The following is a 26,797-nucleotide window of genomic DNA, read 5'->3' as shown; positions in this document are numbered from 1 at the left end:
TCGTGTCTGGCTGTGTTCGGGCTGGTGCGCAGGGCTTGGAGGGCGTTGTGGACGGCGTGTGTGAGCTCGTGCTCTGCGGTGGGGAGTCGGCGTTCGGTGTCATACTCTCGTTCCGTGCGGGGCGACGGGGCGATGCTCGCCCGGGTGCTGGAGGACATCTGGGCGCCGCCTACCGGGGGTGGGGCGCTCTGACCCGTTCGCACGTCCCAGGTACGCACCCCACAGCCCTGGGCCCGCTGCCTTTGAGCTGAGCGTGTCCGCGTCCCGCAGTCGGGTCTCCTCCTTGGTGCTCAGCGCGTACTCGCCCGGAGTGGGTGACGGCGCCTCCGATCCCAGCGTGCAGTACGGCGCACCCAGGCCCTGCCTGACGGCGACCGCCACCTCCTCGGCCGCCGTCAGCGCGCGCTCGACCCGGGCCCGGTCGTCGCGGCCGGGAGCGTTGAGGGGGCGCTTCAGAGGAAGCCCTCTACGCTGGTCTGAAGAACGCGCGCCTCCGGCGCGTCCACGGTCGTGACTTGCACCTGCCCGAGGACCTCGGGCCGGGTACCACGCTGTGACCACTTCGAGCCCGCGCTCTGCCGCGTCCTGGATCGCCTGGGCCGGTGACCCGGCCTGCAGCGCCCGCGCCCGGGGTGCCGCCCCGAACCGGTTGGTGGGCGCCCCCAGAGGCACGGTCTCGACCTCACCGTCGAACACGCAGCCTACCTCCACCAGGACCGGTGCCGCCGCCAGGTGGGCGCTGTGGCGCCCGCCGGCCACCGGGCAGCCCAGGACCGATATCGGCCCCACCAGGGCACGGGACGGTGAGTCGGCCGGGGACGATGCCGGCCCTGGCCGGGCCCGCCAGGTGCTCCTCCTGGCGCGCACGACACCTGGCGACGAGCTCGGGTAGGGCCTGACGGAACGCTTCAACGGTCGGTGAGGCCAGGGATGAGCCCATCGTCGGGCGCCTGCCCGCGCGAGTCTGCGCCAGGACCTGGCGCTGCTCCTGGGCCTCTGGGACCAGCCGCGCCTCCTCGTCGTCGAGCTCCTCGCCCAGGCCGCCCAGCAGCTCCAGCGCCGTCTCTCAGCACTCCAGGGCGGCTTCCGGCCCGCCGTCGTCAGGACCTGTAGCGCCGCGTACCCGACTCCCAGGACGCTGCAGGCCTCGTAGTCCAGAAGGTAGGAGCTGTCGCAGAAGGCCTCCGGGCAAGCGGCCAGGCAGTAGTCGAGGTCGTTGACCGCCCGCTCGGGAAGATCCCGGGCACCCTGCCCCACCAGCTGCCACATGTCGGCCAGCAGGTCGGCGTAGCCCCGCGGGTCGCTGCGCGTCGCCAACCCCGCGAACAACGGCGACAGGCGCGTCGCACAGGCCAGAGCCGCCGCGGCGAGGTCGGCATGGTCCAGGCCCTCAAGATCGGGCAGCCCCAGGAAGGGAATCTCTGTCATCGCGGTGATCCTCACTATGGGCGCTCGTACATACTGGTCGCCGGCCCAGACGTCCTCGATGGGCCTAATGGTGCCGTCGGCCGCCCCGGAGGCGCCGCCGGCCAGGATGACCGCACGTGGGACAGCCTAAGGAGTGGGGTCTCTTCCGGGGCGGGGGCCGGCGCAGGATGGGAGAGCGCCTCCCTGATCACTGTGGAAGCATTTTGTCTCTGCGAAGCGCCGGGGCCGTCTGGCCGTGTTCCAGGACGTTGTGTCTACTTCCACCAGTCGAAGCCCTCGTACAGGGGCCCTCCTATCCTCGTGCGCCAGGCCCGGGTGTTCTTCACCTCGTCGGCTGTCAGTACTTCGGGGTTGTGGTCGAGGAGCTTCTGGGTGAAGGTGTTCCAGCGGTTCTCGTCGGGGTCGGTCATACCCGTGATGCTCACGAAGCTTGCCAGGGTGTCGTCGTCGGTGATGCTCCCGGCGGCCTGGTAGAGGCGGGGGAGGTTGTCGCGAATCACCTCACGGCACCGGTCCGCCAGGCTCGTGCCGTCGGTCTCTTCCTCCCGCATGGTCTGGCCGAGGCTGATCTCGTACAGGGCGTCGGTGGCCATGGTCAGTCCCCAGTGGGTGCAGCGTCCTGAGCACACCATCTCGATGAGCGCGGACGTCAGCGGCAGGGCCGCCTCCTCCAGGTCCCGGTTGTAGAACGCGGCGTGCTCGATACGGCAGTACGCATCGTAGACGGTATCGATGTCCTCGCTGGTGACAAAGACATCAAGGACCGCCGCGTCCGGCTTCACCCCGTCCCTCGTGCGCACACTGCCCCAGTCGAGCCTCATCTCACTCACCCCATTTGCCATTTGCTTTCAAGGCAGGACCGTGGTGTCTACTTCCACCAGTCGAAGCCTTCGTACAGGGGCCCTCCTATCTTCGTGCGCCAGTCCCGGGTGTCCTTCACCTCTTTCACAGTCAGTACTTCGGGGTCGTGGTCGAGGAGCTTCTGGGTGAAGGTGTTCCAGCGGTTCTCGTCGGAGTCGGTCATACCCGTGATGCTCACGAAGCTTGCCAGGGTGTCGTCGTCGGTGACGCTCTGGGCGGTCTGGTAGAGGCGGGGGAGGTTGTCGCGGATGATGCTGCGGCACCTGTCCGCCACGCCCGTGCTGCCCAGCGCCGTCTCGGATGAGGCTGTCTCGCCGAGGCTGATCTCGTACAGGGCGTCGGTGGCCATGGTCAGCCCACAAGGGACGGTACAGCGCCCCGTGCACACTGCCTCCACCAGCTCGCTCGTGACCAGAAGCGCCGCCTCTGACAGGCAGCGGTTGTAGTACACGACACCTTCCAGGGTCATCAGGTCCCTATGCCCCTGCTCCATGTCGTGCGCCGAGACCACCGCCTCCACAAGCCCGGGATCCAGCCCCACCCCGTCCAAGGTGCGCACACCGCCCCAGTCGAGCCTCATCTCACTCACCCCATTCACCTCCTAGTTTCTGCTCAGTCCCCCGCGGGAACTGCCATCTTCCAAAATCATGCTGGCACGTATGACATATATTGACATTGACGCCATTCGGCACGGGTTCTCCTTTCGCGACTTTTTGGACGAGTCTTGGTCTCACGGCCTCGGTGAAGTGCATCTGGTAATCGGGGACGTCGAGCTGTATCTGGGCGTTGCGCTCGGCGCATACTCCGCTCTGGTTCCCGGCGACGGCGATGTGTCCTCTGCTGGTGTACCCGGAGGTCACCGTGGCATAAGGTCCGGGCTTGGCCTCCAGTGCCGCCTGGTCCCGCATGTCGCGGGCCATGTCAAGGCGATTCCTCGGGGTCATGAGGCTCCAGTTCGAGCGTGGCACGTACTGCTCCGCCAGGACGGGTTCAGCGAAGTCCGTGGTGCATCCGTTGTGGGCCAGGATGTGGGTGCCGGTGGTTGTGGTGGTGTGGTAGGTGTGGGTGTTGTTGACCTCGATGTTGTGGACGGTGGGCGCCTGGCCGGTGGCGGTAACGGTGTGGACGGTGACGGAGTGCCCGTGGTTGTCGCGCAGGCGGTCGCCGGATTGGATGTGTCCGGCGGGGGTGAAGCCCTTGCCGCGGACGTACAGGGGGTGGGCTGGTGTGGTCTCCAGGTCACCATTGCCGGTGCGGATCCGGATGGTGGGCGCGTGCTCGTGGGTGAAGGTCCTGGTGACCGTGGAGGTGGTGGGTTGGCCGGTGTCGGGGTCGGTGCAGGCGACGTGGTCGCCGACGGCCACGTCCTCGATGGGCCTGGTGGTGCCGTCGGCCATGAGGACGGGTGTGCCGGCGGGGAAGCACGGGTCGCGGCCCACTGAGGAGACGACTCCGACGCCGGCTCCCATGGTCCCGCCCATGGCGGCTCCCCGGCCGGTGGCGTCCAGGAGGCCGTCGACGGTGTGGGGGCCTGGTCCCAGCACGTAGCCGGCGCCGCCATCGAAGGCCCCGCCGGCCGCCCCGGAGGCCCCGCCGATGAGAGTGTTACGACCTATGGCGGGCATGTTCTGCAACCACGCGTAGGCGCCGGCACCGTTAGCGCCTCCCAGCCACGAGGCCATCCCGCCCCCGATGGCGCCTGCGGCGCCTCCCACCAGCCCGGCTCCCAGGACCTGCCAGGGGTTGACGCCCTGGCCGGAGGCGGCCTGCTGGTCGTAGTTCTGCCAGGCGCCGATGACGGCCCCGGCGATGGCCCCGCCCGCCACCGGTCCCAGGAACGCAGTCGCCAGGCTCCCGATGACGATGCCGGCGGCGACATACTTCCAGTTATTGGCCAGCCAGCTGCCGGCTGCGGCCAGGCCGGTGGTGTGCGCCTCGTTCCACGCCTGCAGGTCCGCGTCGCTCAGCGGCCTCAGGCCGGTGGGGTCGGACAGGTTGACCGGGTCGTTGCCGGCGTAGGAGTACGGGTTGCCCGCCCAGCCGGCCCCCAGGACCGGCTCGAGCGGGTCGGGCGAGAGCAGGGAGTGTGTGGACGGGTCGTAGACGCGTGCGCCCAGCCACGACAGGCCGGCCCCGCCACCGGGCTGGCCGCCGCCAGCTCCGCCGGGGCCCGGCTCCCCGGGCAGGGTCAGGGTCCCGGTACTGGTGACCCCCAGGCCGCCCAGGCCGGGGCCCGGCGCACCGGTGCCCCACGGGGAGGCGGCGGCGTCGTGACCGGCGCGCTCGGGCAGCAGCCACCCGCCGCCGGGCCCACCGGTGCCGGTGCCGACCCCGGCGACGGCAGTGACGGGCACGTGCCCGACCTGCGCCAACTCACCCCAGGCGGTGTCCCACATGACGCCCTGCCCATCGACGCCGGCCAGCTCACCCAGGGTGTCGACGTCCAGGGTGTGGGTCGACCCGGGCGCCCCGCCGTCGTCGGTCGTGTCGGTGTAGGCGGCCAGGAACCCGCGCGGGTCCCAGGTGAACTCTCGCCTGCTGGTCCCGTCGTCCTGGCTGACCCGTCGCCCCGCGGCGTCGTAGGTCAGGACCTGTCGACGCGCCCCACCGCCGTCGGCGCCCGCACCGGCGCGACCGGTGGCGCCGGCATTGTGCGCCGGGTCGTTCCCAGCGTCGGTGGTGGGGTTCTTGGTGTCGGTGGTCGTGGTGGTCAGCAGCTGGCCGGCCGCGTCATAGGTGTAGGTGGTGACGATCCCGTCGCTGTCGCCGGCCTCCAGGCGGCCCAGGGCGTCCCAGGTGTAGGTGGTGGTGATGCCCTCGTCGGTGACGGCACGGGTCAGCTGGCCGGCCGCGTCGTAGGCGAAGGCGGTGCGGATCCCGTCCACGCTCTGGGCGGTCACGCGCCCCTGCTCGTCGTACTCCAGGGCGGTGGTGCGCACGAACCCGTCCCGCACCACCTTGTGAGCGACCACGCCGTGGGGCCCCCAGGTCCAGGTGGCCTCCACCCCGGGCGCGACCGCCCGCGTCACACGCCCCAGCCAGTCCCGCTGAAGGTCCAGGCGCCCCAGGGCCGGGTGCTCGACCGCCGCCAGCATCTCGTCGGCGTCGTAGACGTAGCGGGTCACGGACCCGTCCGGGTGGGTCATGGACGTGCGCAGCCCGTCCGCGTCATAGGTCCACCTGATGGTCTGGTCCCCGCGGCTGCGGGAGACCAGGTGTCCCATGGCGTCCCAGGTCAGGGTGTCCGTGCGGCCGCCGGGGCCCGTGGCGCTCCAGGTCCGCCCGGCTATGTCCCGCACGATGCTGGCGATGGTCTCCGCCCCAGCGTCCTGCCCGACGGCGTCGCCTCCCCGGTCCTCCAGCCCGCCGGCTGGTCTGCTGATGACTCGTTCCAGGCGTCCGGCGCTCCCGTAGGCCCAGCCCAGGATCCCGGTGGCGTCCGCGCGGCTGGTCACGCGGCCGGCCGCGTCGTACGTGTAGCGGGTGGTGCGCCCCACCTGGTCCGTCATCGCCCTCACACGGCCCATGGAGTCATAGGTGCAGGTGCGCCTGCCCCCGGCCGCGTCGACCATCGCCACCCGGTGGCCCATCCGGTCGTACTCGAAGCGCGTGACCGCCCCCAGGGCGTTGGTCACCGACACGAGCTGTCCGGCGTCGTCGTAGGTGAACCTGCGCAGCCCGTACCAGGCGTCGCGCACCGAGGAGATGCGCCCGCACTTGTCGTAGGTGAACCAGGTGGTGCCCCGGCCCGGTTCCACCCTGCGGGTGATCCGCCCGCACACGTCGAAGGTCGTGGACACCTCCTGCCCATCGGGCCAGGTCTCACCCACCAGGCGGGAGTCGGAGTCGTAATGCATCTCGTAGCGGCGCCCACCCGTGGAGATCGTCGCCACCCACCGGCCCAGGTGGTCGTACTCGTAGGAGAACGACGCCCCCGACGGCTGGGTCACGCGCACCACGCGACCCGCGGCGTCGCGCTCCAGGCGCGTGCACCCGCCGTGCTCATCGACGCGCTCGACCACACGACCGCACGCGTCATGCACCAGCGTCGAGGTGGTGCCGTCCGCGTTGACCGCCCCCACCATGCGACCCAGGGCGTCCCAGGTGGTACCGACCTGCGAGTCGGCGTCGCGCGCCAGCGTGGGCAGGCCCAACGGCCCGGACTCGAAGTCCTGGACCACACCCGTGGGGTCCACCGTCCGGGCCAGGTCCCCATTGGCCGTGTACTCCAGGACCGCCCGCGCTCCTGTCGGGTCCGTCACGGAACGCAACCGCGACAGCGCGTCCCACCCGAACTGCCAGGACGACCCGTCCGGCAGTGTCGCACCGGCCTTGAGCCCCAGGTCGTCATAGACCGTTGAGATCACCCGGCCCACCGCGTCAGTCGTGGACTCCTCGGCCCCGTGGTCTCCATAGGCGACCTCGGTACGGCCCCCGGCCGGGTCCACCAGCGTGCACAGGCGCCCACCGGGCGTGTACTCCCACCGCCACAGGGCGCCGTCGGGGTCGCGGCGGTGGGTGAGGTTGCCCGCCTGGTCGTAGCGGTACTGCGTACGGTGGCCCAGGGGGGTGGTGGCGGCGGTGATCCGTCCCCGGGCGTCGCGTTCCAGGCGCGCGGTAGCCCCGTCGGCGTTGGTGGTGGCGATCAGGTCGCCGTGGTGGTCGTAGGTCAGGTCCAGGCTCACGCCCACCGGGTCGACGACCCGCACCAGCAGCCCGTGGTCCCATTCCAGGTGGGTCAGGCCGCCGCACGGGTCCGTGATGGTTGTGGGGTTGCGGTCAGCCCCCTGGTAGGCGAATGTCGTGACGCTGGGGGCGGCGTCCGGCTCGGGGGCGACAGTCACTCGCACGACCCTGTCGGCCTGGTCGTAGTCATAGGTGGTCCGAGCCTCGGTGGGCTCGACCCGCATGGTCAGGCGGGACCGCTGGTCGTACTGGTTGATGGTGCGCTGCTTGTCGCGGGCGGTGACCATGACCTTGTTGCCCCACCGGTCCCAGATGACCGACTGGCGTGCCCCGTCGGCGTCGACCATGCCGACCAGACGGCCCCACCGGTCGTAGATCCACGTGTTGGCCCGGCCCCCGTCCTCATCGGCGACCTGCGTGACCCCGCCGGGCAGGTAGGTGTAGTGGCTGACCCGCCCGAAGGGGGAGCGCTGTGTGAGGACCTGGCCGGCCTGGTTGTAGGTGTTATCCACCTCCACCACGCCGTCGGCGTCCACCACCCGGCGCACCCGCCCGCCCTCGTCCCACTCATAGCTGCGGCGCCCGCCCTCGCGCTCCACGCCCACCAGCCGCCCCGAGGCGTCATAACGGTACGACACCTGCCGCCCGTCGGAGGTCTCCAGGCCCGCGATCCGGTCGGCCTCCTGGTCCCACACCACGGTGACGCGCCCGCCGCGCTCATGGGCCAGGCCCACCAGCCGCCCCGCCTGCCAGACGTAGTCCACCCGGCTCCCGGCCCCCGTGCACGTCCATGCCAGGCGCCCCGAGGCGTCGAACACCCACCGGCCGCCGGCGTTGTCCGACACCACCAGCCACTCGTCGCCGGCCGGCCCAGCGGCGTCGCCTGGCCCGCCGTCGTCACCGCCGGCGCCGGCAGCGGTGCCGGTGCCGGCGCGGCCGGCGTCGCTGGTGCCGTCGTCGGCCGGCTTCAGGTGCTCGAGCCACAGGGCGTCACCCGTGGCCCGCTCCCAGCCTGTTCCCAGGCGGGGGAAGACCACGTGCCGCCCTGAGGGGCGCACCTACCTCGCCCCCTCCTCGTCCAGGACCAGGCGCTCGTCAGCGCACGAGGCCCACCCCGGCCCCAGGGCCCCCACACTGTCCAGCACCGAGTTGTAGGTGCGCGCAAACCCCAGCGAGGCCAGGCCGCCGGTGAAGCCCAGGTCCACCTCACGCTCCACGAAGTTGCCCGTCGTGGTGTTCACCGGGTCATCGGCGTACCCCGAGGTCTGCGGGTCCCCCGCGATCCGCGGGGACGCCACATCCAGCGGCCTGCGACCACCCACGACCCCCTGGGCCGTCAGGGAGGCCTCCATCGCGGCGTCCGACACGCTCACGATCCCATCGCCACCAGCGGCCTCGAAGGCGGAGGCGACCGCCCCCACCCACGTCACCTCGCCAGAGTTGTTCGAGATGAATGACGCCAGGGCGCTGGTGATCCCCGAGGCGTCCACGGAGCACCACGAGCACAACGACGCGAACGAGTCCAGCGCCGACTCCAGCCTCCCCTTGCCCGTGGACACGTTCTCGCTGGCCCCCGACAGGTTCGAGGCGTACGTGCGCAGGTCCGACGGCCTGGCCGACGACACCGCACCAGCCGCCCCCGGCGCCGGCTCCGTCCACGTCGAGACCACCGGCTCATGAGGCTCGGGCAACGGTACCGGAGCCGGGCCGGCAGGCGCCTTGTCCCCGTCGGTCAACCAGTCCCACCCCTGCTTGAACAGGTTCTCCTCGTCCTGACGGTCCGCCCACTCCTTGGCCACCGCCCGACGCCTCCGCTCAGTCGCGGCCGCACTCTTCAGCGCCCGCACCTCACTGACCAGGTCATCCAGAGCGGCCGAGATATTCGTACAGTCCTCCTGGCCCGCCTTGGCGCCAGAGTCGAACACGTCCCCGTAATGACCCTCGAAATCGGCCGACGCCGTCGACGCCCACACCCCCACATCCGTCCCCATCGTCGAGATCGTCGACGACAAGCCCGACGCCGCCGTAACCAGAGCATCGGCCGTCGCGTCGTCAAACACCACCGGCTCGTTATACGCCCCCAGATCATCCTTGCACGAACCCACAACAACCCCCAGGGACCAGACCAGGACAGGACGAGAGTCACCCGCACCACAGCGGGGTGACCTGTCACACTCTACGCCCACAATGGCCCTGCCGCCAGCATGAGCACGAGACGACGCCACCCCGGGTAGGCCGGCAGCGGGTGGGCGCGCAGCGCCCCGCGGTCGGCCGGCTCGCTCTCGTGCTCGGCGCACCTGGCCACCAGCCGCGGGTGCGCCAGCAGCGCCACCGGGTGGTTGACCCCGGCCGGGGAGTCCCGGACCAGGCGCAGGCGGTCGGCGTCGTCGGTGTTCTCCGCCCGGTGGATCGTGGCCGGCGAGTAGGAGCCCGCTTCCAGGCCCAGCCCGGCGGCCACCTGCGCAGGGGCGAGCAGCAGGTCGGCGGCGTGGTCGGTCGGGACCCGGTTGATCTCCTCGGGCATCTGCCGGCTGAAGGAGTGCGGCCCCGCCTCACCCCGGCCCGCAAGCCATCGGACCCTGCTCTCATACGGCCTGGACTGATCTCGGCGAAGGGGAGGAACTGACCGACCTCGTCGACGGTCTCGACTGAATCGTGAACGTACCTTTCCCGCATCAACGAACCTCCGTTGACGTTGCCGACTGCCGTCAACCCATGTTGACGGCCGGGGTGCGGCCCGCGCCTCCCGCCGGTACCAGTCCGGAACCAGCCGTCCGGCCCACGCTGTTCCGCCGGCGTCGGCCCCGGGACGGGGGACCGCTCCCCGGCCCGCCCGGCGGCCCCGTAAACAGCCGCCGTTCTCCGCACCTGCCAGTGATGCGCGCCATAAGATGGGGGCGGCGTCGCACGTGACGCCAGGAGGAGGAACCATGAAGATCCTGCACTCGCAGTTCACCGCCAAGCCCGGCTTCGAGGACGAGGTCGCCAAGATGATCTGCGGCTTTGCCGACAAGGTCCGCGCCGAGCCGGGCAACCGCGTCTTCGACGTCTACCGCCACAGCGACAACCCCGCGAAGTTCTTCGTCATGGAGGCCTACGTCGACGAGGACGCCTTCCAGACCCACCTGGGCATGCCCTACGGCGGGCCCTTCAACGCGCGCCTGGAGGAGATCATCGAGGAGCCCCACTCGATCCTCACCTTCCTCGACCAGATCGCCTGACGGCATCCGCCGCAGGCGCCTGATCGAGCGCAGGGGCGGGGCCCGCCGATCATGTCACCATGTCGGCGGGCCCCGCCCCTGACCGTGCCCGCTGCCGCGCCGTCGTCGGCCCGGTCAGCGGCCGGCCCGGTCAGCGGCCGGCCCGGTCAGCGGTCGGCGGGCCCGCCCGCCCCCTCATTGACGCGTTCGGTGAGAACCCGTCCGAAGGACGAGGCGTCCCGGGTGGAGATGTAGCTCTTGACGGCCTGGAAGAAGCCGTCCTGCATCGCCGGGGAGATCACCTCCCCGTAGGAGATCGAGCTGAGGACCTTCTGGCTGCGCAGGTCCCCCGCAGCCTGCTGCTGGTAGGAGGACAAGGAGGAGACATCGGCGTCGTTGCGCGTCGGGACGCACCCCTTGACCTTGCAGAAGGCGGTCTGCACCCCCGGGTCCAGGGCCGAGGTCAGGAAGGCGTCCGCGCCCTCGCGGTTGTCCGTCGAGGAGGAGGTGACGAATGCGTCGACGACCATGAGGAAGCTTCCCTCGGTCCCCGGGAAGACGGTCGAGGACACCGGCGAGGCGTCAGCGGCCTCACCGGTGGAGGCCGCCGTCGGCCCGTCGGTCGAGGCCGCTGTTGCACTGGCGGTGGAGCCGCCGGTTGCGCCGGCCGCGCCCGTGGCGCCGGCCGTGCCGGTTGCCGTACTGGCCGCTGTGCTGGTCGCGGAGCCGGCCATCGAGTCGCCGACGGTGAGGGACTCGCCGAGGGCGCTGTCGTTCATCTGGTAGAAGCCGCAGTCGCCAGCCGCCAGGCGGCCGGAGGCCTCGTCCCAGGTGCGGGGCTTGTCGGTCTGGTCGGCGTAGTCGCTGTGGTCAATGAGCTGGCCGAATGTGCCGAGGGCGGTCTTGACCTCCTGGCCGTTCCAGTCGAAGCGGTCGGCCTCGATCTTCTCCCAGCCGTCCTGGCCGACGGTGGCCAGCAGGACGGACTCGAAGAGCCCCGCCGTGGTGATGGAGTCGGCCGCGCCGATGCACATCGGCGTCGTCCCCTTGGCCTTCAGGGCGTCCAGGTCGGCGAGGAACTGGGTGAGGGTGTAGCCCTCGCCCGGCTCGGCGACCCCGGCCCTCTGGAGGACGTCGCGGTTGTACATGAGGACGTTCGCGCGGTGCACCGACAGGGGGGCCGCGTACTGCTTCCCGTCGGCCGTGACCGAGGAGAGGATGTCCTCGGGGAGCTGGGCCTTGACGTCGTCGGTGAACAGGGAGGAGACGTCGCCGACGGCGTTGGCGTTGTGCCAGGCGGTAATGTTCCCGCCCACGAGGCTCTGCCAGACGTCGGGCGCGTCCCCGTGCGCGATGCGCGTCGCCAGGGTGACGTGGGCCTGGGAGCCCCCGCCGCCGACGACCGCGATCTCGTCAACGGAGGCTCCGGGGTTGCGCTCCTTGTGCTGGGCGATGAGGGTGTCGAGGGCGGAGGACTCGGAGGCGGATGTCCACCACGACAGGACGTCGATGGACCCGCTCGCCGAGTGGTGCGGCGAGCAGGCGGCCAGGGCGAGGGCGGTTGTCGCGGCGGTGAGAAGTGCGACGAGGCGTTGTCTCAGAGTGGTCATCACTTGGCCTTCCTCTCTGACGAGGTTGTGGCGATTACTCGCGGGGTGGGCGTGCGCAGGTCGTAGATCGCGTAGAGCGTGACCATGGCGAAGCAGATCGCCGGGACGATGAACGAGGTCGCCGCGCTCGTAGAGTCCATCACCTTCCCCTGGATCATCGGCATGATCGCCCCGCCGACGATCGCCATGACGAGGCCCGCGGCGCCGAACTTGGTCGCCTCGCCGAGGCCCGCGAGGGCGACGCCGTAGATCGTGGGGAACATGAGGGACAGGCACAGGGAGATCGCGATGACGGCGATGACTCCGGTGATGTCCGGGCGGAGCGCGGCGTAGATGCACAGGGCGACGGCGAGCGCGCCCAGGGCCGCCATGACCTTGGTCGCCCGGATGCGCGCGATGATGGCGGTCATGACGAAACGGGCGATGAGGAAGACGATGAGGCTGATCTGCAGCATCTGCGAGCCCAGCTGGAGGGAGCCGTTGATCGCCTGCTGGGTGTACTGGATGATGTACGTCCAGCAGCACACCTGGGCGGCCACGTTGAAGAACTGGGCGACGACGCCGTACCTGTATCTCGTCGAGCGCCACAGGGTGGCCGCCGGGTTGGCGGGCTTCGCGGCCTCGGCCTCATCGGCCGGGGCCGACGGCGGCGCCTTCTGGACGAAGATGATCACGAGGATGACGGCCAGCAGGATCCCGAGCCCGATGTAGGGGCCGGTGACGGCGCGCAGCTGCTCGGCGCGGATCTGCCGCTCCACCTCGGGGGTGACGTCGGCGAGGTTCACCGGGGTGTCGAGCTTGGGCAGGATGAGGGTCGAGGCGATCAGGACGCCGATGTTGGTCCCCAGCGGGTTGAACGCCTGGGCGAGATTCAGGCGCCGCGTGGCGGTCTCCTCCGGGCCCAGGGAGATCACGTAGGGGCTGGCGGAGGTCTCCAGCAGGGAGCAGCCGGCGGCGATGGCGAACAGGGCGGCCAGGAACGCCCCGTAGGTCATCACCTGGGAGGCGGGCCAGAAGCCGAAGGCGCCCAGCGCCGCCAGGGCGAGGCCGGAGACCATTCCCGCCTTGTAGCCCCACCGGGAGTTGATGAAGGCGGCGGGAATGGCGAGGAGGAAGTATGCGCCGTAGTACGCCATCTGGACCAGGGACGCCTGGAACGAGGACATGTCGAAGATGCGCTTGAAGCCCGAGACCATGGGAGTCGTCAGGTCTGCGGCAATGCCCCAGGCGGTGAAGCACCCGATGACCGCGACCAGGAGCATGGCGGTGCCGGGGAAGAGGATCTTGGGCTTGGATGCGGCGGGCGGGTCGGTGGATTCTGTGTCTTTGTCTTTGGTTGCTGTCGGGGCCGTCATGGAGTCTCCGTGGATCTGTTCCGGCGAGGCGGAAGCCGGTTCCGCGCCGGAGTGTGTGCAGCGCGTCACTGCGATGGTACTCGTACTGCGTCACATCGGCTGGTTTTCGTCGCGAGGTCTTTGGCAGTCTTTCGGACTGTGCCCTCCTACCGGACGATCCTGACCGTCACCGCCCTGCGCCCCGGCCGCGGCCCCGACGACGTCGAGGCGGCCGCCCGCGCCGCCGTCGGGAGGACCACCGTGCTGGAGGCCTTCCAGGTCGGTGTCGTGCGCGGCGAGCCCCGCGTCACCGTCCGCTTCACGGGCGCCGACGACGCCGAGGCGCGCACCGTCCATGCCCGCACTGTCGAGGCGGTCGGCGCCGTCGCGACCGCGCCCCGGGCCCTGCTGGCCAGGGTCGTGGCCGGCCGCAGCGTCCCGGTCGCCTGAGGTGGCGCCGACGACGCCGAGTGCCGGCGGCGCCGTGAGCGCCCGCCCGGCGCCTCGGCCTCGCCCGCCCGGTGCCCAGGCCGCGTCCGCCCCGCGCGCCTGTGGGCGGCGTCATTTTTCGCCCGGCGCGGCCCGTGCCCTAGGATGGCACGGATTGACGCCGTCCATCGGCGTCCGTGACGAGGCGCTTCCGCCCTCGCGCGCACCACCAGCACCCCCGCATCGGAGTAGACCCTCGTGAAGAGCACTGTCGAGAACCTTGACCCCACGCGCATCAAGCTGATCGTGGAGGTCCCCTACGAGGAGCTCAAGCCCAGCCTCGACGCCGCCTACAAGGAGATCGGCTCTCAGGTCCAGGTGCCCGGCTTCCGCCGCGGCCACGTCCCCGCCCAGGTCATCGACCAGCGTGTGGGGCGCGCCTCGGTCATTCAGGAGGCGGTCAACAACAAGCTCTCGGACTTCTACAGAGACGCCATTAGCGAGGCCGCCCGCGTGCCCATGGCCCAGCCCGAGGTCGAGGTCACCGACCTGCCCAACGTCACCGGCGCCCAGGGCGGCCTGCTCGGCTTCACCGCCGAGGTCACCGTCCGCCCCGAGTTCGACCTGCCCGATCTGGGCGGCACCGAGGTCGTCGTCGACGCCGTCGAGGTCGGCGACGAGGACATCAACAGCGAGCTGGACAGCCTCCGAGCCCGTTTCGGCTCCCTGAAGTCCGTGGAGCGCGAGGCCGGCGCCGGCGACTTCGTCACCATCGACCTCAAGGCCGTCATCGACGACGAGGAGGTCGACTCGGTCTCCGGCGTCTCCTACGAGATCGGCAAGGGCAATATGCTCGAGGGCCTGGACGACGCCCTGAGCGGCCTGAGGTCCGGCGAGTCCACCACCTTCACCACCAGGCTCGCCGGCGGTGAGCACGCCGGCGAGGAGGCCGAGGTCACGGTCACCGCCACGGCCGTCAAGGAGCGCGAGCTGCCGGAGGCCGACGACGACTTCGCCATGGAGGCCTCGGAGTTCGACACCATTGACGAGCTGCGCGAGGACCTGAGGAGGCAGGTCGCCGAGCGCAGGGCCGGCGACCAGGCCATCGCCGCCCGCGACGCCCTCCTGGAGAACCTGCGCGCGCAGGTCTCCTTCGACGTTCCCGCCGACGTCGTCGACAACGAGATCAAGCAGCACCTGACCGCCGAGGGCAAGGAGGAGGACGACGAGCACGCCGAGGAGATCCGTGAGGACGTCACCGCCAGCGTGCGCGACCAGATCCTCCTGGACGTCCTGGCGGAGAGCCTCGAGGTGGGAGTGGGCCAGGACGAGCTCATCGACTACCTCGTCCAGACTGCCCAGCAGTACGGCATGGAGCCCGCCCAGTTCATGCAGGGCGCCCAGAAGGCCGGCCAGATCCCGGCCTTCGTCTCCGAGATCAGCCGCAACAAGTCCCTGGCCGTGGCCCTGCGCCAGGTGACCGTCAGGGACTCCGACGGCCAGGTCGTCGACCTGACCGAGTTCATCGGCTCCGACGAGCTCGACGAGGCCGCCGTGGTCTCGGAGGTCGAGGACGAGGACGTCGCCTCCCCGGCCGATGCCGAGACCGGCTCGGCCGCCTCCGGGGGCTCTGCGGCCTCCGCCTCCTCCCCGTCGGCCGCCTCCGCGCCGTCTGCTGCGAGCGCCGAGTGAGCCGGGCCCGCTGAGCGCCCACGCGCCTCGGCCCCTCACCCGTCGTCCACTCAATAGTGTCGGGCCCCGCACCGCCTCGCCGGTGCGGGGCCCTCGTCTTGCGGGGGTCGCAGGCCGGCGCTACCGTATGACTCACCAGTCATATGACCGACGAGTCATACGGAGTGCCGTGCCCAGACAGACCTTCCTCAACCTCCCCGAGGCCAAGCGCGCCCGGCTCATGGACGCCCTCAAGGCCGAGTTCGCCGCCCGCCCCTACGCCCGGGCCTCCGTGGACCGCGTCACGGCCGCCGCCGGCGTCTCCAAGGGGAGCTTCTACCAGTACTTCCAGGACAAGCGGGACGCCTACACCCACCTGGTGGGCGAGCTCATGAGCGCGCGCATCGGCCTGGCGGGCACCCCCGTACCGGAGGCCTCCTTCGCCGAGGTGCTCACCGCCGTCGTCCGCGGCAGCCACGACTTCCGTATCCGCGACCCGCTCGCGTGGGCCGTCCTGGCGCGCGCCTGCGCCGACGACGCCCCGCCGGTCATCGGCTCCGGCGAGTCGGTCTCCGACGCCGTCCACAGCTGGGCCGCGGCCGCCATCGCCGCCGGGCAGGAGGCCGGCGAGCTGCGCGACGACGTCGATGCCGGCACCGCGGCCTGGATGGTCGAGCGCGTGCTGCTGGGACTGCCCCAGCGCATTATGGCCCGCTTCGGGATCGACCCCGAGCGGGTCGCTGCCGACGGCTCGGCCATGGACCGGCCCGAGGTCGCCAGCATGGTCGACGACGTCGTCGCCCTGCTCGTCGCCGCCCTGTCCCCGGAGCGGTCATGAGCACCCCGGCACTGCGCCTGCGCGCGCTCGGATTCACCTACCGGGGAGCCGCGACACCCGCCCTCGAAGGCATCGGCCTGGAGGTCCCCGCCGGCCAGGTCCTGGGGCTGCTGGGCCCCAGCGGCGCCGGGAAGTCCACCCTGCAGCGCGTCCTCACCGGCCTCCTGCCGGGCTACCGGGGCTCCGCCCGGGTCCTGGGCGCAGAGGTCTCGGCCTGGGGCCGGGCGCTGTATGAGCGCATCGGGGTCGCCTTCGAGACACCCATCTCCTTCGGACGGCTCACGGCGCGGGAGAACCTGCGCTACTTCGCGGCCATGTACACCCGCGCCACTCGCGACGCCGACGAGCTTCTGGAGGCCGTGGGCCTGTCCGGCGACGCCGACGTGCCCGGAGCCCACATGAGCAAGGGCATGGGGGTGCGCCTCAACCTCGCCAGGGCGCTGCTGCCCGACCCCGAGCTCCTCTTCCTCGACGAGCCGACCTCGGGACTAGACCCGGCCAGGGTGGTGCAGGTCGAGGAGATCATCGACCACCAGCGCCGGCGGGGACGCACCGTCGTGGTGACCACCCACGACATGGTCCTGGCCCAGCGCGCCTGCGACCGCGTCGGCTTCATCGTCGACGGGCGCCTGCTGGAGACGGGGGACCCCGCCGGCATGCGCCGCCGCCACGGCACCCCCGAGGTCCTGGTCACGTGGGAGAGCGGCAGCGCCCGCTTCCCCCTGGCCGGGCTCGCCGACGACGAGGACTTCCGCACCGCGCTGCGCACCCACCGCATCCAGGCCCTCCACAGCCAGGAGGCCGACCTGGCCGACGTGTTCCTGGCGGTCACCGGACGGAGCCTGGGATGACGCCCGCCCTCAGGCGCACGGCCGCCACGCTGGGACTGAACCTGGGACGCCAGGCCCGGAGCGGGTTCTGGCTGGTCGCCCTCATTGCGGGCGCCCTTGTCGCTGCGCTGGTGCGCGCACTGCCCCGGCCGGAGGGGCCCGGCCAGTGGTGGCCCGTCGTCATCCTGGGCGAGCTGGCCGTCACCGGGTTCTACTTCGCCGCCGTCCACGTCCTGCTCGAGCACGGCGAGGGCACTCTGGTGGCGCGCGCGGTCACGCCCATGTGGGGCGGGGAGTACCTGGCCGCCCTGGTCGCCTCCCTGGTGCTCCTGGCGCTCGTCGAGAGCGCGGTCCTGGTGCTCATCGGTCGCGGGACTCAGATGCAGTGGGGCCCCTTTTTGACCGGCGTCGCCTGCCTGGCCGGTCTGGAGGTGCTCTACGGGGTCATCGCGGTGGCCGGGTACGACTCCATGAGCGGCTTCCTGCTGCCGTCGGGGGTGTGGACGCTGGTGCTCATCATCCCGGTGGCGCCCCTGGTGGGGCTGCAGGGGTGGTGGCTCTGGCTCCACCCGCTTCAGGGCGCCTTCACCCTGGTCCAGATCGGCTTCGACCAGGCCCCGGCCTGGGAGGCTGCTCCCGCCGTCGCGGCGTCGGGCGCCTGGGCGTGCGGGGGCCTGCTCGTGGCCCGCCGCCGGCTGACGGGCATGATCACCCGGGGAGGGCGCTAGTGCCACTGCGGACCGTACTGGCCCTGACGGACGCCGACCGCCGCCGGCTGGGGCGCGACCGGCTCCTGGCGTGGGTGGCGGCTCTTCCACTGGTCATGGCCGTGGCCGTGCGGGCGGGCCTGCCGCGGCTGGCCGATGCGCTGGAAGGCCACGGCATTGTGGCCGGGCCCTGGCTCCCGCAGCTGCGGGCCGTGGCCTTCGCCGTCGTCGTGCCCCTCATGATCGGCGTCGTGGTGGGCTTTATGCTCCTGGAGGAGAAGCAGGACCGGGTCTGGGCGGCCCTGGCGGTCACCGAGATGTCCCTGCGGCGCTACCTGGCGTGGCGGGCGGCCACCTGCCTGACCGCGGCGGCGCTGGTGACCTTCGCCTGCCTGCGGATCGCCGGGCCGGCCGGGCTGGGCGTCGGGCGGACGGCCTGGGCGGCCGCGGGCGCCGCGCCCCTGGCCGGGGCGGTGGCGCTGGGACTGGCCGCATGGGCGCGGGACACGATCCAGGGCTTCGCCGCGGTCAAGCTGCTCCTCGTCGTCCTGGTCCTGCCCGCGGCCGCGCCCGCCCTGACGGCTCCGTGGCGGGACCTGCTGGTGCTCGTGCCCAGCTGGTGGGTCCTGCGGGCGGTGGAGGCCATGGGCGGTGCGGGCGGCGGAGGCTGCACGGGCTGCGCTGCCCATGGTCTCCACTGGCCCCTGCTCGTGCTCGGCTCGATCGTCGTCAACCTACTGGTCATGGGCGCCGCCGTCGCAGGCGTCGGGCGCGGCGCCGCGCGCCCGGGGGGCGCCCGAGCAGCCGCATGAGCCGTGCGAGCGGGGCGGGGGCCGCGACGGTTCCCCCACCCCGCCGGCCGGGCCCGGCGGCGGGTCAGCCCTGGTGCGCGCCGACGGCGTCGTTGTCGACGTCGACCATGACGAGCTGCATGCGGCAGGGGGTCACCGCGGCCAGGGCGTGGCGGTCCCCCGGCGCCAGGTAGATGACGTCGCCGGCACCCATTCGCTCGGTGCGCCCGCCGATGGAGAAGTCCATCTCGCCCTCCAGCAGGGTGACGACCACGGCCCGCGGCGAGGCGTGCTCGGTGAGCTGCTGGCCGGCGTCGAAGGTGAAGACGACGGTGCGCAGCACGTCGTTGTTGACGACCACGCGGGAGGTGGTGGCCTCCTCGCTGATGGGCAGGGCCTCGTTCAGGCCCAGGCGGAAGAGGGACTCGGTCACGGGTGTGACGGCCATGATGTTCCTTTCGTGTGTTGTGTTGAGGTCTCGATGGCCGGGGCGGGGGCGCGGGCGCCGGAGGGCGGCCTCAGCCCGAGGGGCGGGCGAGTCTGCGGCGCGCCGGCCCCAGGACGCACAGCTCCAGGACGAGCGTGAGCGCCGCCATGACGGCGGACAGGGCGAAGACGTCGTCGGTGTCCAGGTTGGTGCGCGCCAGCTGGACCATGGCGCCCAGGCCCGTGGTGGTGCTCAGCAGCTCGGACATGACGGTGACCCGTACGCTCTGGCCGACGGCCACGGTCAGGGCCGACAGTACCGGGGGAGCGACCGCGGGCAGAATGATCCTGCGGACCGTCCACGTCCGGCCCCTGGCGAACACCCTCGCCATGTCCAGCAGGTCGGGGTCCACGCCCGCCACGGCGTCGCGCACGGTGGTGGTCAGCAGGGGCAGGGTCACCAGGGCGACCACGAGGACGACGACCCCGGCGGTCGGGCCCAGCCAGATCATGCCGACCACGACGATGACAATCGGCGGTACGGACAGGAGCACCTGCACCCACGAGTCCAGCAGCTCGCGCAGCCACGCCCACGTGCCCATCGCCCAGCCCAGCGGCATTCCGATCAGGCAGGAGATAGCGAGCCCGGTGGCGCCGCGCCCGATGGTCAGCAGGAGCGCGCCCCCGAGCCTCCCGCCGCGGATGAGGTCGAGGAGGGCCGCCCAGGTGGCCTGCGGGCTCGGCAGCACGTAGGCGGGCTGGGAGCGGGCGGCCGCGTGCCAGATGAGGACCGCCAGGGCGATGCCCACCCACCACAGGACGGTCGAGCGCAGCCGTTCGGCACGGGACCGCGTCTCGTGCATTAGCGCGGGTCGGCGACGTAGAAGTCGTCGGCCGGCAGGGACCCGCCGACGATGTCCGGGTTGAGCGTGGACATTCTCGTGTAGAAGTCCTCCAGCGCGTCCTTGGCGGCCCTGGCGGGGACGATCTCGAGCTGCAGACGCGGGATGACCTCCTTGACCACAGGGACGGGCACGTCGTTGGCCTCGGAGACCTTCTGCACCGTCGCATCGGACGCGCCGTTGACGTCGGCGACGGCGGCCTCGAGCTCGTTCAGCACGGCGCCGACGAGCTCGGGGCGGTCGTCGGTGAGGGCCTGCGGCATGACCAGGCCCGCCATGGGGAAGCGCGCCTCGCCGCCGGTGACCTCGGCCCACAGCTCCTGGAGGTTGACCGTGCGCTCCAGGCTCAGCCCCTGCTGCTCGCCCCTGGCCAGGGAGACGCTCGCCGGGTGCTCGGGCAGGACGGCGTACTCGACATCCCCGGTCAGCAGGGCGTTGAGCGCTGCTCCCGGCCCGTCGGTGTAGGGCGTGATGCTCAGGTCGGTCTCGGCGTTCCACCCCTTCTGCCCCAGCAGATAGCGGAAGACCAGGTCGGGCATGTTGTTCGGCATGGGCACGCCGACGCTCCTGCCGCGCAGCGCCTCCAGGCCCTTGCCGGAGGAGCCGGCGGGGCCGATGACGTAGAGCATGCCCCACACCTGCATGGCGATCAGCCGCAGCGCCACGCTCTTGGTGAACAGGTTGGCGGCCGCGTAGGAGGGGGCGGCCGCCAGGTCCGTCTCCCCGTTGATGAGGAGCGACTTGAGGGCGTCGGCGCTCGCCCAGCTGTCCTTCTGGACGTCCCCGACGACGCCGTCGAGGTTGCCGTAGGTGCCGAAGGAGGTCATGGGGGCGGCGTAGGCGAGGGTGGTGGGGGTGTGGACGCGCAGGACGTCGAGGACCGTGCCGCCCGAGCCCTTCGAGCCGGTCCTCGAGGAGCAGGCGGGCAGGGCCGCCGGGGCCAGCAGGCCGAGTCCGGCCAGGGTCAGGAGGGAGCGGCGCTTCATTGTGCGGTTCCTTTCACGGGTACTGGTGGGGATGTCGCGGTAGCCGGCGGGACGTGGCGGTGACGCTGCGGGTCAGGTGGCCAGCCGCCAGGTGCCCGGCGGGCCGTCCAGGTGCAGGTGGAGGTGGGAGACCTCCTCGGCCTCCTGCGGATCGTGGGTCACCCACACGGTCACCACGTTCTGGTCGGCGAGGAGCGCAATGAGGTCGGCCCGCAGGGAGGCGGCCAGCGGGCGGTCCAGAGCCGAGAAGGGCTCGTCGACGAGCAGCAGGCTCGGGGAGGCGGCCAGCGCCCGGGCGATGGCGACGCGCTGGCGCATGCCGCCGGACAGCCGTGCCGGGGGCAGGCGGCCCGCGGTCGCGAGCCCGACGCGCTCCAGCCACTGCGCGGCGACCGGGTCCGGGGCAGGCCCGTCCACGATGAGCGAGATGTTGCGGTGCGCGGAGTACCAGGGCAGCAGGCGGGGCTCCTGGAACACCTGGGACAGGCGGCCGTCGGGGCGCGCCACGGCGCCGCCGTCGGTGGGGGACAGGCCGGAGACGGCGCGCAGGAGCGTCGTCTTGCCCGCGCCCGAAGGACCGGTGACGGCCAGGGTCTGGCCGGGGCGGACCGTGAGCGAGAGGTCCTCCACGAGCGTGAGGCCCCGGCGCACCATGGTGACGCGCTCCAGGACGAGGTCAGCGGCCGTGCTCGGGGCGGCGGCATCCTGCGGTTGAGTGCTCATGCGGGTGGCTTCCGCGCCACGACGCCGACGGCGGTGAGCATCTCTCCCTGGGGGCGGAGGCTCCGGTGCACGGCCGCGGGGCGGACACCATGGGCCTGCGGCGCGGGGCCGGAAGCGAGCAACAATTTTCCCTCCCTGGACCGTTATAAATGAGTTGAGGGTACCCTAACGCACCCGTACGCGTTCGGGCGGGTGCGCTGCCTCACGGTGCGGTCGGCGCAGCCCGCCGTCGGACCCTGTGCCGTGAGCGAAAGCGCCCGATCACGGGCATGAGGGGCCCTCGGCCCGCGTTAGCGTTGGCAATACCGAACACGAGAGGACTGACGTGAGCGAGCTGACTTCACCCGTGACGCCCGCGGCGGCCGAGGGGCCCGGCGCGGGGCTGGGCCTGACCGACTCCATCTACAACCGGCTCCTGAAGGAGCGGATCATCTGGCTGGGCTCCGAGGTGCGCGACGACAACGCCAACGCCATCTGCGCCCAGATGCTGCTCCTGGCGGCCGAGGACCCGGATCGGGACATCTACCTGTACATCAACAGCCCCGGCGGCTCGGTGACCGCGGGCATGGCCATCTACGACACCATGCAGTACGTCGCCCCCGACGTCGCGACGGTCGCCACGGGCCTGGCCGCCTCCATGGGGCAGTTCCTGCTGACCGCCGGCGCCAAGGACAAGCGCTACATCACCCCGCACGCCCGGGTCCTCATGCACCAGCCCTCCGGCGGGGCGGGCGGGTCGGCCACGGACATCCGCATCAACGCCGACCTCATTATCAAAATGAAGCAGGAGCTGGCCCAGATCACGGCGTCCAACACCGGCCACACGGTGGAGGAGATCATCGCCGACTCCGACCGCGACCACTGGTTCAGCGCGTCCGAGGCCCTCGACTACGGCTTCATCGACCACATCGTGACCTCGAGCCGTGAGATCGGCGCCCAGAACGGAGAGAACTGACATGACGAGCTCTCGTCCCTACTTCGACGCCGCCGCCCGCCAGATGGGCGCCGCGGCCCAGGCGGGCCCCCTGCCGCAGTCCCGCTACGTGCTGCCCCAGTTCGAGGAGCGCACCGCCTACGGCTTCAAGCGCCAGGACCCCTACGCCAAGCTCTTCGAGGACCGCATCGTCTTCATGGGCGTGCAGATCGACGACGCCAGCGCCGACGACATCATGGCCCAGCTGCTCGTCCTGGAGTCCCAGGACCCCGACGGGCAGATCACCATGTACATCAACAGCCCCGGCGGCTCCTTCACCGCCCTGACGGCCATCTACGACACCATGCAGTACATCAAGCCGCAGGTGCAGACGGTCTGCCTGGGGCAGGCCGCCTCCGCCGCCGCGGTGCTGCTGGCCGCGGGCAGCCCCGGCAAGCGCCTGGCCCTGCCCAACGTGCGGGTCCTCATCCACCAGCCCGCCATGGAGGGCGTGCAGGGGCAGGCCAGCGACATCGAGATCGTCGCCGACGAGATCGACCGCATGCGCGCCTGGCTCGAGGACACGCTGGCCTCGCACACCGGCCGCGACCGCGACCTCGTGCACGCCGACCTGGAGCGCGACAAGATCCTCACGGCCACCCAGGCCCTGGAGTACGGCATCGTCGACCAGGTCCTGTCGTCCCGGAAGTCGCGCCCCTCACCGCACTCAGCCTGAGAATGTCCTGAGTTCGCTCTGAAATCCGACGAATCAGCGGACGAGCGCGGGGTGGGCGCGTTAGCCTACGAGAAAGACAACCCCCCACCCCAACGCCCATCCCGCTGCTGTGCGGACACGCCGACCGGTCCGACCGCGCTGAGAGGCCTTCATCGTAGGCTGGCGCAAGAGTCGGGCCTCGCGCCCGCAGCGGCTTGACAAGACGGAGGACCCCCAACGTGGCACGCAGCGCCGAGAGTGTCGATCTTCTCAAGTGCTCTTTCTGCGGCAAGAGCCAGAAGCAGGTCAAGAAGTTAATCGCAGGCCCGGGCGTCTACATCTGCGACGAGTGCATCGAGCTGTGCAATGAGATCGTCGATGAGGAGCTCGGCGACTCCGGCGCGGGTGTTCCCCTGGAGCTGCCCAAGCCGCAGGAGATCTTCGACTTCCTCAACCAGTACGTCATCGGCCAGGAGGGCGCCAAGCGCGCCATGAGCGTGGCCGTCTACAACCACTACAAGCGCGTCCAGGTGCGCGAGCGCGCGGTCGCCGAGGGCGACGGGCTGGAGCTCGGCAAGTCGAACATCCTCCTGCTCGGCCCCACCGGCACCGGCAAGACCCACCTGGCCCGCACCCTGGCTCGTCTCCTCGACGTCCCCTTCGCCATTGTGGACGCCACCGCCCTGACCGAGGCCGGGTACGTGGGCGAGGACGTGGAGAATATCCTGCTCAAGCTCATCCAGGCCGCCGACGGCGACGTCAAGCGCGCCGAGAAGGGCATCATCTACATCGACGAGATCGACAAGATCGGGCGCAAGGCCGAGAACCCGTCGATCACGCGCGACGTCTCCGGCGAGGGCGTCCAGCAGGCCCTCCTGAAGATCATCGAGGGCACCACCGCCTCGGTCCCGCCCGGCGGGGGGCGCAAGCACCCCCACCAGGAGTTCCTGGAGATCGACACCACCAACATCCTGTTCATCGCGGCCGGGGCCTTCGCGGGCATCGAGGAGATCGTCCGCCAGCGCCAGCGCAAGGAGGTCGGCGCCCAGCTGGTCGGCTTCGGCGCGACCCTGGCCAGGGACTCCGCCCGGGACGTGTTCGCCTCGCCGGTGCGCCCCGAGGACCTCCACAAGTTCGGCCTCATCCCCGAGTTCATCGGGCGCCTGCCCGTCATCGCCACCGTCCAGGACCTGGGCGTGCCCGAGCTGGTGCGGGTGATGACCGAGCCCAAGAACGCGCTCGTGTCCCAGTACGAGTACCTCTTCAGCCTCGACGGCGTCGAGCTCGTCTTCACCGACGAGGCCATCAAGGCTATCGCCACCCTCGCCCTGGAGCGCAAGACCGGCGCCCGGGGCCTGACCAGCATCGCCGAGGAGGTCCTGGGCAACGCCATGTTCGAGGTGCCCTCCATGCCGGAGGTCGGCCGGGTCGTCGTCGACGCCGACGCCGTGCACGGCACGGGGCGCCCCCGCTACGAGGTGGGGTCGGGGACCCTGGCGGCCGCCTACAAGGGGGAGCGGAGCCGGACGGCATGAGCGCCTCCGCCGCCGGGAGCGCCGGCACGGCCGGCGCCGCCCCGACGACGGGGCCGGAGGCCGTCGAGCGGAGCCTGCCGGGCGTCCCGCCCCGGCTGGCGGCCTACCGGGCGACCATCGACAACCTGGACGCCGCCCTGGTCCACCTGCTGGCCGAGCGCTTTCGCTGCACCCAGCAGGTCGGCGTCCTCAAGGCCGAGCTCGACCTGCCGCCGTCGGACCCCGCCCGGGAGAGGCGCCAGGTGGCGCGGCTGCGGGCCCTCGCCCAGGACTCCGGCCTCGACCCGGTCTTCGCCGAGAAGTTCTTCGCCTTCATCGTCGCCGAGGTGATCCGCCACCACGAGGCGATCCGCGACGAGCTGGCCGGCTGAGTGGTGGCCGGGCCTGAGAGGCCGGACCCGGCTCACCTGAGGGTGCGCGTGTAGAGCGCGTCGATCTCCTTGGCGAAGCGCTCCTGGGCCTGCGCCCGCCGCACCTTCAGCGAGGGCGTGAGCAGCCCGTTGGCGACCGTGAAGTCCCCGGGCAGCACCGTGAAGGTCCGGATGGACTCGGCCCGCGAGACCGCCTCGTTCGCCCGGGCCACCGCCCGCTCCAGGGCGGCCCGCACCCGCGGGTCGGACGCGGCCTGGACCGGGTCCATGTCCTCCAGGCCGTGGCCGGCCAGCCACAGCGGCAGCATCTCCGCGTCCAGGGTGATCAGGGCGCCGATGCAGGGGCGCCCGTCACCCACCACGAGGACCTGGCTGACCAGCGGGTGCCCGCGCAGCCGGTCCTCCAGGACGGCGGGGGCGACGTTCTTGCCGCCGGCGGTCACAATGAGCTCCTTCTTGCGTCCCGTGATCCGCAGGAAGCCGTCGTCGTCGAGCGAGCCGAGGTCCCCGCTGCGCAGCCACCCGTCGTCGAGCGCCTCTGCGGTGGCCGCCGGGTTGTTGCGGTAGCCGCGGAACAGGCCGATGCCCCTGATGAGGATCTCGCCGTCCTCGCCCAGCCTCACCGAGGTGCCCGGCAGGGGCCGCCCGACCGAGCCGATGCGCGCGGCCGCCGGCAGGTTGACCGTGCACGGGGCGGCCGTCTCGGTCAGGCCGTAGCCCTCCAGGACCGTGACCCCGGCGCCGCGGTAGAAGTGCCCCAGGCGCTCGCCCAGCGGTCCGCCGCCGGAGATGACGTGGGCGACGCGGCCCCCCAGCAGGCCCCGCAGGGTGGAGAAGACCAGGCGGTCGAAGACGGCCCGCTGCGCCCGCAGGCCCCGGCTCGGTCCGTCCGGGGTGTCCAGGGCCCGCGAGTAGGCGATCGCGGTCTTGGCGGCCAGGCGGAAGACCTTCTGCCTGGCGCCTGCGGAGCGGGCGTCGGCGGCGTTGTAGATCTTCTCGAACACGCGCGGCACGGCGATGACGAAGGTCGGGCGGAATGAGGCCAGGTCGGTCACCAGGTTCCTCACGTCCGGCGTGTGCCCCAGAATGCCTGCCGGCGAGCAGATGATCGCGATCTCGACGAAGCGGCCCAGCACGTGCGCCAGGGGGAGGAACAGCAGTGCGCGCACCTCGGGGGCCTGGAGCACCTCCGGGACGTGGGCGACCGTGTTGACGCTCAGGTGGATGAGGTTGCCGTGGGTGAGCTCGACGCCCTTGGGGCGGCCCGTCGTGCCCGAGGTGTAGACGATCGTGGCCAGGTCGGTGCTCCTCAGGCCCGTGGAGCGGGCGTCGAGATCGGCGACGGCGTGCCGGCCCGCCGCCATGAGGTCGGTGACCGCGCCCCCGGCGATGGACAGCACCCGCAGCCCGCCCAGCTCGGGGGCGGTGGCCGTGAGCGAGGTCAGCATGGTCTCCATGGCCGCGTCCTCGACGACGGCCAGGCGCACGGCGGCGTCGGTGAGGATCCACCGTGCCTGCTCGGCCGAGGAGGTCTCGTAGATGGGCACGACGACCAGGCCCGCCTCCCAGGCGGCGAAGTCGAGCAGCGTCCACTCATAGCTCGTGTGCGCCATAATGGCGAGGGCGTCCCCGGGCCCCAGGCCGTGAGCAGCGAGCCCGGAGGCGACCTGGCGGACCTGGTCGCGGAAGGCCCGGGCGGACATCTCCCGCCAGCGCCCGCCCACGGAGGACTTGCGCGCGATCAGCGGGGCGTCGGGATTGGTCCGCACGCGCTCGGCCAGCGCCCACGGGCACGTCATGCCGTCGTGGACGGGCGTGAGCAGCGGGGTCGAGATCTCGCG

General features: G+C 71.5%; 22 protein-coding genes and 1 pseudogene. 11 read left to right on the top strand and 12 right to left on the bottom strand.

Features of this window, described 5'->3' with window-relative positions:
* Positions 1 to 1,682: 1,682 nt before the first annotated feature.
* From AIF0345_RS11060 to AIF0345_RS11040, 5 genes and pseudogenes are all read right to left on the bottom strand, one after another.
* Positions 1,683 to 2,258, bottom strand: coding sequence for a hypothetical protein (locus tag AIF0345_RS11060; protein ID WP_285296181.1), 576 nt, complete (start codon positions 2,256 to 2,258; stop codon positions 1,683 to 1,685).
* Between the two features lie 38 nt (positions 2,259 to 2,296).
* On the bottom strand, positions 2,297 to 2,878 hold the full coding sequence (locus AIF0345_RS11055) for a hypothetical protein (protein WP_285296180.1): 582 nt from the start codon (positions 2,876 to 2,878) through the stop codon (positions 2,297 to 2,299).
* A complete protein-coding gene (locus AIF0345_RS11050) occupies positions 2,871 to 8,033 on the bottom strand; it encodes a polymorphic toxin-type HINT domain-containing protein (protein WP_285296179.1) in 5,163 nt (1,720 codons plus the stop codon). The genes AIF0345_RS11055 and AIF0345_RS11050 overlap by 8 nt, the downstream gene beginning before the upstream one ends.
* Entirely contained in the window at positions 8,034 to 9,038 is a 1,005-nt protein-coding gene (locus tag AIF0345_RS11045; RefSeq protein ID WP_285296178.1) for a DUF6531 domain-containing protein, read from the bottom strand.
* A gap of 164 nt (positions 9,039 to 9,202) precedes the next feature.
* Positions 9,203 to 9,529, bottom strand: a pseudogene (locus AIF0345_RS11040) (non-hydrolyzing UDP-N-acetylglucosamine 2-epimerase); the annotation flags it as partial.
* Between the two features lie 376 nt (positions 9,530 to 9,905).
* On the opposite strand from AIF0345_RS11040, the gene AIF0345_RS11035 reads away from it, so the two are divergent.
* Positions 9,906 to 10,196, top strand: a complete 291-nt coding sequence (locus AIF0345_RS11035; protein ID WP_043561606.1) for a putative quinol monooxygenase — start codon at positions 9,906 to 9,908, stop codon at positions 10,194 to 10,196.
* A gap of 146 nt (positions 10,197 to 10,342) precedes the next feature.
* Here the strand turns inward: AIF0345_RS11035 and AIF0345_RS11030 are convergent, their stop codons facing one another.
* Both AIF0345_RS11030 and fucP read right to left on the bottom strand, forming a co-directional pair.
* A complete protein-coding gene (locus tag AIF0345_RS11030) occupies positions 10,343 to 11,785 on the bottom strand; it encodes an ABC transporter substrate-binding protein (protein ID WP_285297934.1) in 1,443 nt (480 codons plus the stop codon).
* Complete coding sequence (gene fucP, locus AIF0345_RS11025; protein WP_268917407.1) at positions 11,785 to 13,140, bottom strand: L-fucose:H+ symporter permease; 1,356 nt, start codon at positions 13,138 to 13,140, stop codon at positions 11,785 to 11,787. The genes AIF0345_RS11030 and fucP overlap by 1 nt, the downstream gene beginning before the upstream one ends.
* A gap of 138 nt (positions 13,141 to 13,278) precedes the next feature.
* Between fucP and AIF0345_RS11020 the strand changes: the two genes are divergently transcribed.
* The 6 genes from AIF0345_RS11020 (at position 13,279) to AIF0345_RS10995 (ending at position 18,406) form a co-directional block, all read left to right on the top strand.
* Positions 13,279 to 13,569 (top strand): FMN-dependent dehydrogenase, encoded by a 291-nt coding sequence (locus AIF0345_RS11020; RefSeq protein WP_268917408.1) that lies wholly within the window; start codon positions 13,279 to 13,281, stop codon positions 13,567 to 13,569.
* A 237-nt stretch (positions 13,570 to 13,806) separates the two neighbouring features.
* The gene (gene tig, locus AIF0345_RS11015; protein WP_285296177.1) at positions 13,807 to 15,240 is read left to right on the top strand and encodes a trigger factor; all 1,434 of its coding nucleotides are present in this window, start codon (positions 13,807 to 13,809) and stop codon (positions 15,238 to 15,240) included.
* A 169-nt stretch (positions 15,241 to 15,409) separates the two neighbouring features.
* Positions 15,410 to 16,057 carry a TetR/AcrR family transcriptional regulator gene (locus AIF0345_RS11010; RefSeq protein ID WP_229118408.1) on the top strand — a complete coding sequence of 216 codons (648 nt, stop codon included), beginning with the start codon at positions 15,410 to 15,412 and terminating at the stop codon, positions 16,055 to 16,057.
* On the top strand, positions 16,054 to 16,908 hold the full coding sequence (locus tag AIF0345_RS11005) for an ABC transporter ATP-binding protein (protein ID WP_285296176.1): 855 nt from the start codon (positions 16,054 to 16,056) through the stop codon (positions 16,906 to 16,908). The genes AIF0345_RS11010 and AIF0345_RS11005 overlap by 4 nt, the downstream gene beginning before the upstream one ends.
* Complete coding sequence (locus tag AIF0345_RS11000; protein WP_285296175.1) at positions 16,905 to 17,615, top strand: fluoroquinolone export ABC transporter permease subunit; 711 nt, start codon at positions 16,905 to 16,907, stop codon at positions 17,613 to 17,615. Before AIF0345_RS11005 ends, AIF0345_RS11000 begins: the two co-directional genes overlap by 4 nt.
* Entirely contained in the window at positions 17,615 to 18,406 is a 792-nt protein-coding gene (locus tag AIF0345_RS10995; RefSeq protein WP_285296174.1) for an ABC transporter, read from the top strand. Before AIF0345_RS11000 ends, AIF0345_RS10995 begins: the two co-directional genes overlap by 1 nt.
* Before the next feature lie 64 nt (positions 18,407 to 18,470).
* Here AIF0345_RS10995 and AIF0345_RS10990 read toward each other — a convergent pair whose 3' ends face one another.
* From AIF0345_RS10990 to AIF0345_RS10975, 4 genes are all read right to left on the bottom strand, one after another.
* A complete protein-coding gene (locus AIF0345_RS10990; protein WP_268917413.1) occupies positions 18,471 to 18,833 on the bottom strand; it encodes a cupin domain-containing protein in 363 nt (120 codons plus the stop codon).
* Between the two features lie 70 nt (positions 18,834 to 18,903).
* Positions 18,904 to 19,674 carry an ABC transporter permease gene (locus tag AIF0345_RS10985; RefSeq protein WP_285296173.1) on the bottom strand — a complete coding sequence of 257 codons (771 nt, stop codon included), beginning with the start codon at positions 19,672 to 19,674 and terminating at the stop codon, positions 18,904 to 18,906.
* Positions 19,674 to 20,699 (bottom strand): ABC transporter substrate-binding protein, encoded by a 1,026-nt coding sequence (locus AIF0345_RS10980; RefSeq protein ID WP_273167892.1) that lies wholly within the window; start codon positions 20,697 to 20,699, stop codon positions 19,674 to 19,676. The genes AIF0345_RS10985 and AIF0345_RS10980 overlap by 1 nt, the downstream gene beginning before the upstream one ends.
* A 72-nt stretch (positions 20,700 to 20,771) precedes the next feature.
* On the bottom strand, positions 20,772 to 21,422 hold the full coding sequence (locus AIF0345_RS10975) for an ATP-binding cassette domain-containing protein (RefSeq protein ID WP_268917416.1): 651 nt from the start codon (positions 21,420 to 21,422) through the stop codon (positions 20,772 to 20,774).
* Positions 21,423 to 21,747: 325 nt separating this feature from the next.
* Here AIF0345_RS10975 and AIF0345_RS10970 point away from each other — a divergent pair, with 325 nt between their 5' ends.
* From AIF0345_RS10970 to AIF0345_RS10955, 4 genes are all read left to right on the top strand, one after another.
* Positions 21,748 to 22,377 (top strand): ATP-dependent Clp protease proteolytic subunit, encoded by a 630-nt coding sequence (locus tag AIF0345_RS10970; RefSeq protein WP_043561573.1) that lies wholly within the window; start codon positions 21,748 to 21,750, stop codon positions 22,375 to 22,377.
* Position 22,378: 1 nt separating this feature from the next.
* Positions 22,379 to 23,071 (top strand): ATP-dependent Clp protease proteolytic subunit, encoded by a 693-nt coding sequence (locus AIF0345_RS10965; RefSeq protein ID WP_043561570.1) that lies wholly within the window; start codon positions 22,379 to 22,381, stop codon positions 23,069 to 23,071.
* 218 nt (positions 23,072 to 23,289) lie between these two features.
* Positions 23,290 to 24,585, top strand: a complete 1,296-nt coding sequence (gene clpX, locus AIF0345_RS10960) for an ATP-dependent Clp protease ATP-binding subunit ClpX (protein WP_043561567.1) — start codon at positions 23,290 to 23,292, stop codon at positions 24,583 to 24,585.
* Positions 24,582 to 24,956, top strand: coding sequence for a chorismate mutase (locus AIF0345_RS10955; protein WP_052374791.1), 375 nt, complete (start codon positions 24,582 to 24,584; stop codon positions 24,954 to 24,956). The genes clpX and AIF0345_RS10955 overlap by 4 nt, the downstream gene beginning before the upstream one ends.
* Before the next feature lie 32 nt (positions 24,957 to 24,988).
* Here the strand turns inward: AIF0345_RS10955 and AIF0345_RS10950 are convergent, their stop codons facing one another.
* The gene (locus tag AIF0345_RS10950) at positions 24,989 to 26,755 is read right to left on the bottom strand and encodes an AMP-dependent synthetase/ligase (protein ID WP_285297933.1); all 1,767 of its coding nucleotides are present in this window, start codon (positions 26,753 to 26,755) and stop codon (positions 24,989 to 24,991) included.
* Positions 26,756 to 26,797: the final 42 nt, after the last annotated feature.

Origin of the sequence: Actinomyces israelii, assembly GCF_030253495.1 — a bacterium.
Lineage (GTDB): Bacteria > Actinomycetota > Actinomycetes > Actinomycetales > Actinomycetaceae > Actinomyces > Actinomyces israelii.
The sequence above is the reverse complement of the archived record's forward strand: the minus strand, read 5'-3'. Positions and strand labels throughout refer to the sequence as shown.

Bases quoted from the DNA above. Each gene is read 5' to 3' on its own strand.
- AIF0345_RS10975 (WP_268917416.1), bottom strand. From the start codon at position 21,422: ATGAGCACTCAACCGCAGGATGCCGCCGCCCCGAGCACGGCCGCTGAC.
- AIF0345_RS10955 (WP_052374791.1), top strand. From the start codon at position 24,582: ATGAGCGCCTCCGCCGCCGGGAGCGCCGGCACGGCCGGCGCCGCCCCG.
- AIF0345_RS10950 (WP_285297933.1), bottom strand. From the start codon at position 26,755: ATGACGTGCCCGTGGGCGCTGGCCGAGCGCGTGCGGACCAATCCCGAC.
- AIF0345_RS11030 (WP_285297934.1), bottom strand. From the start codon at position 11,785: ATGACCACTCTGAGACAACGCCTCGTCGCACTTCTCACCGCCGCGACA.
- AIF0345_RS11035 (WP_043561606.1), top strand. From the start codon at position 9,906: ATGAAGATCCTGCACTCGCAGTTCACCGCCAAGCCCGGCTTCGAGGAC.
- AIF0345_RS10985 (WP_285296173.1), bottom strand. From the start codon at position 19,674: ATGCACGAGACGCGGTCCCGTGCCGAACGGCTGCGCTCGACCGTCCTG.
- AIF0345_RS10980 (WP_273167892.1), bottom strand. From the start codon at position 20,699: ATGAAGCGCCGCTCCCTCCTGACCCTGGCCGGACTCGGCCTGCTGGCC.
- AIF0345_RS11000 (WP_285296175.1), top strand. From the start codon at position 16,905: ATGACGCCCGCCCTCAGGCGCACGGCCGCCACGCTGGGACTGAACCTG.
- fucP (WP_268917407.1), bottom strand. From the start codon at position 13,140: ATGACGGCCCCGACAGCAACCAAAGACAAAGACACAGAATCCACCGAC.
- AIF0345_RS10990 (WP_268917413.1), bottom strand. From the start codon at position 18,833: ATGGCCGTCACACCCGTGACCGAGTCCCTCTTCCGCCTGGGCCTGAAC.
- AIF0345_RS11005 (WP_285296176.1), top strand. From the start codon at position 16,054: ATGAGCACCCCGGCACTGCGCCTGCGCGCGCTCGGATTCACCTACCGG.
- AIF0345_RS10965 (WP_043561570.1), top strand. From the start codon at position 22,379: ATGACGAGCTCTCGTCCCTACTTCGACGCCGCCGCCCGCCAGATGGGC.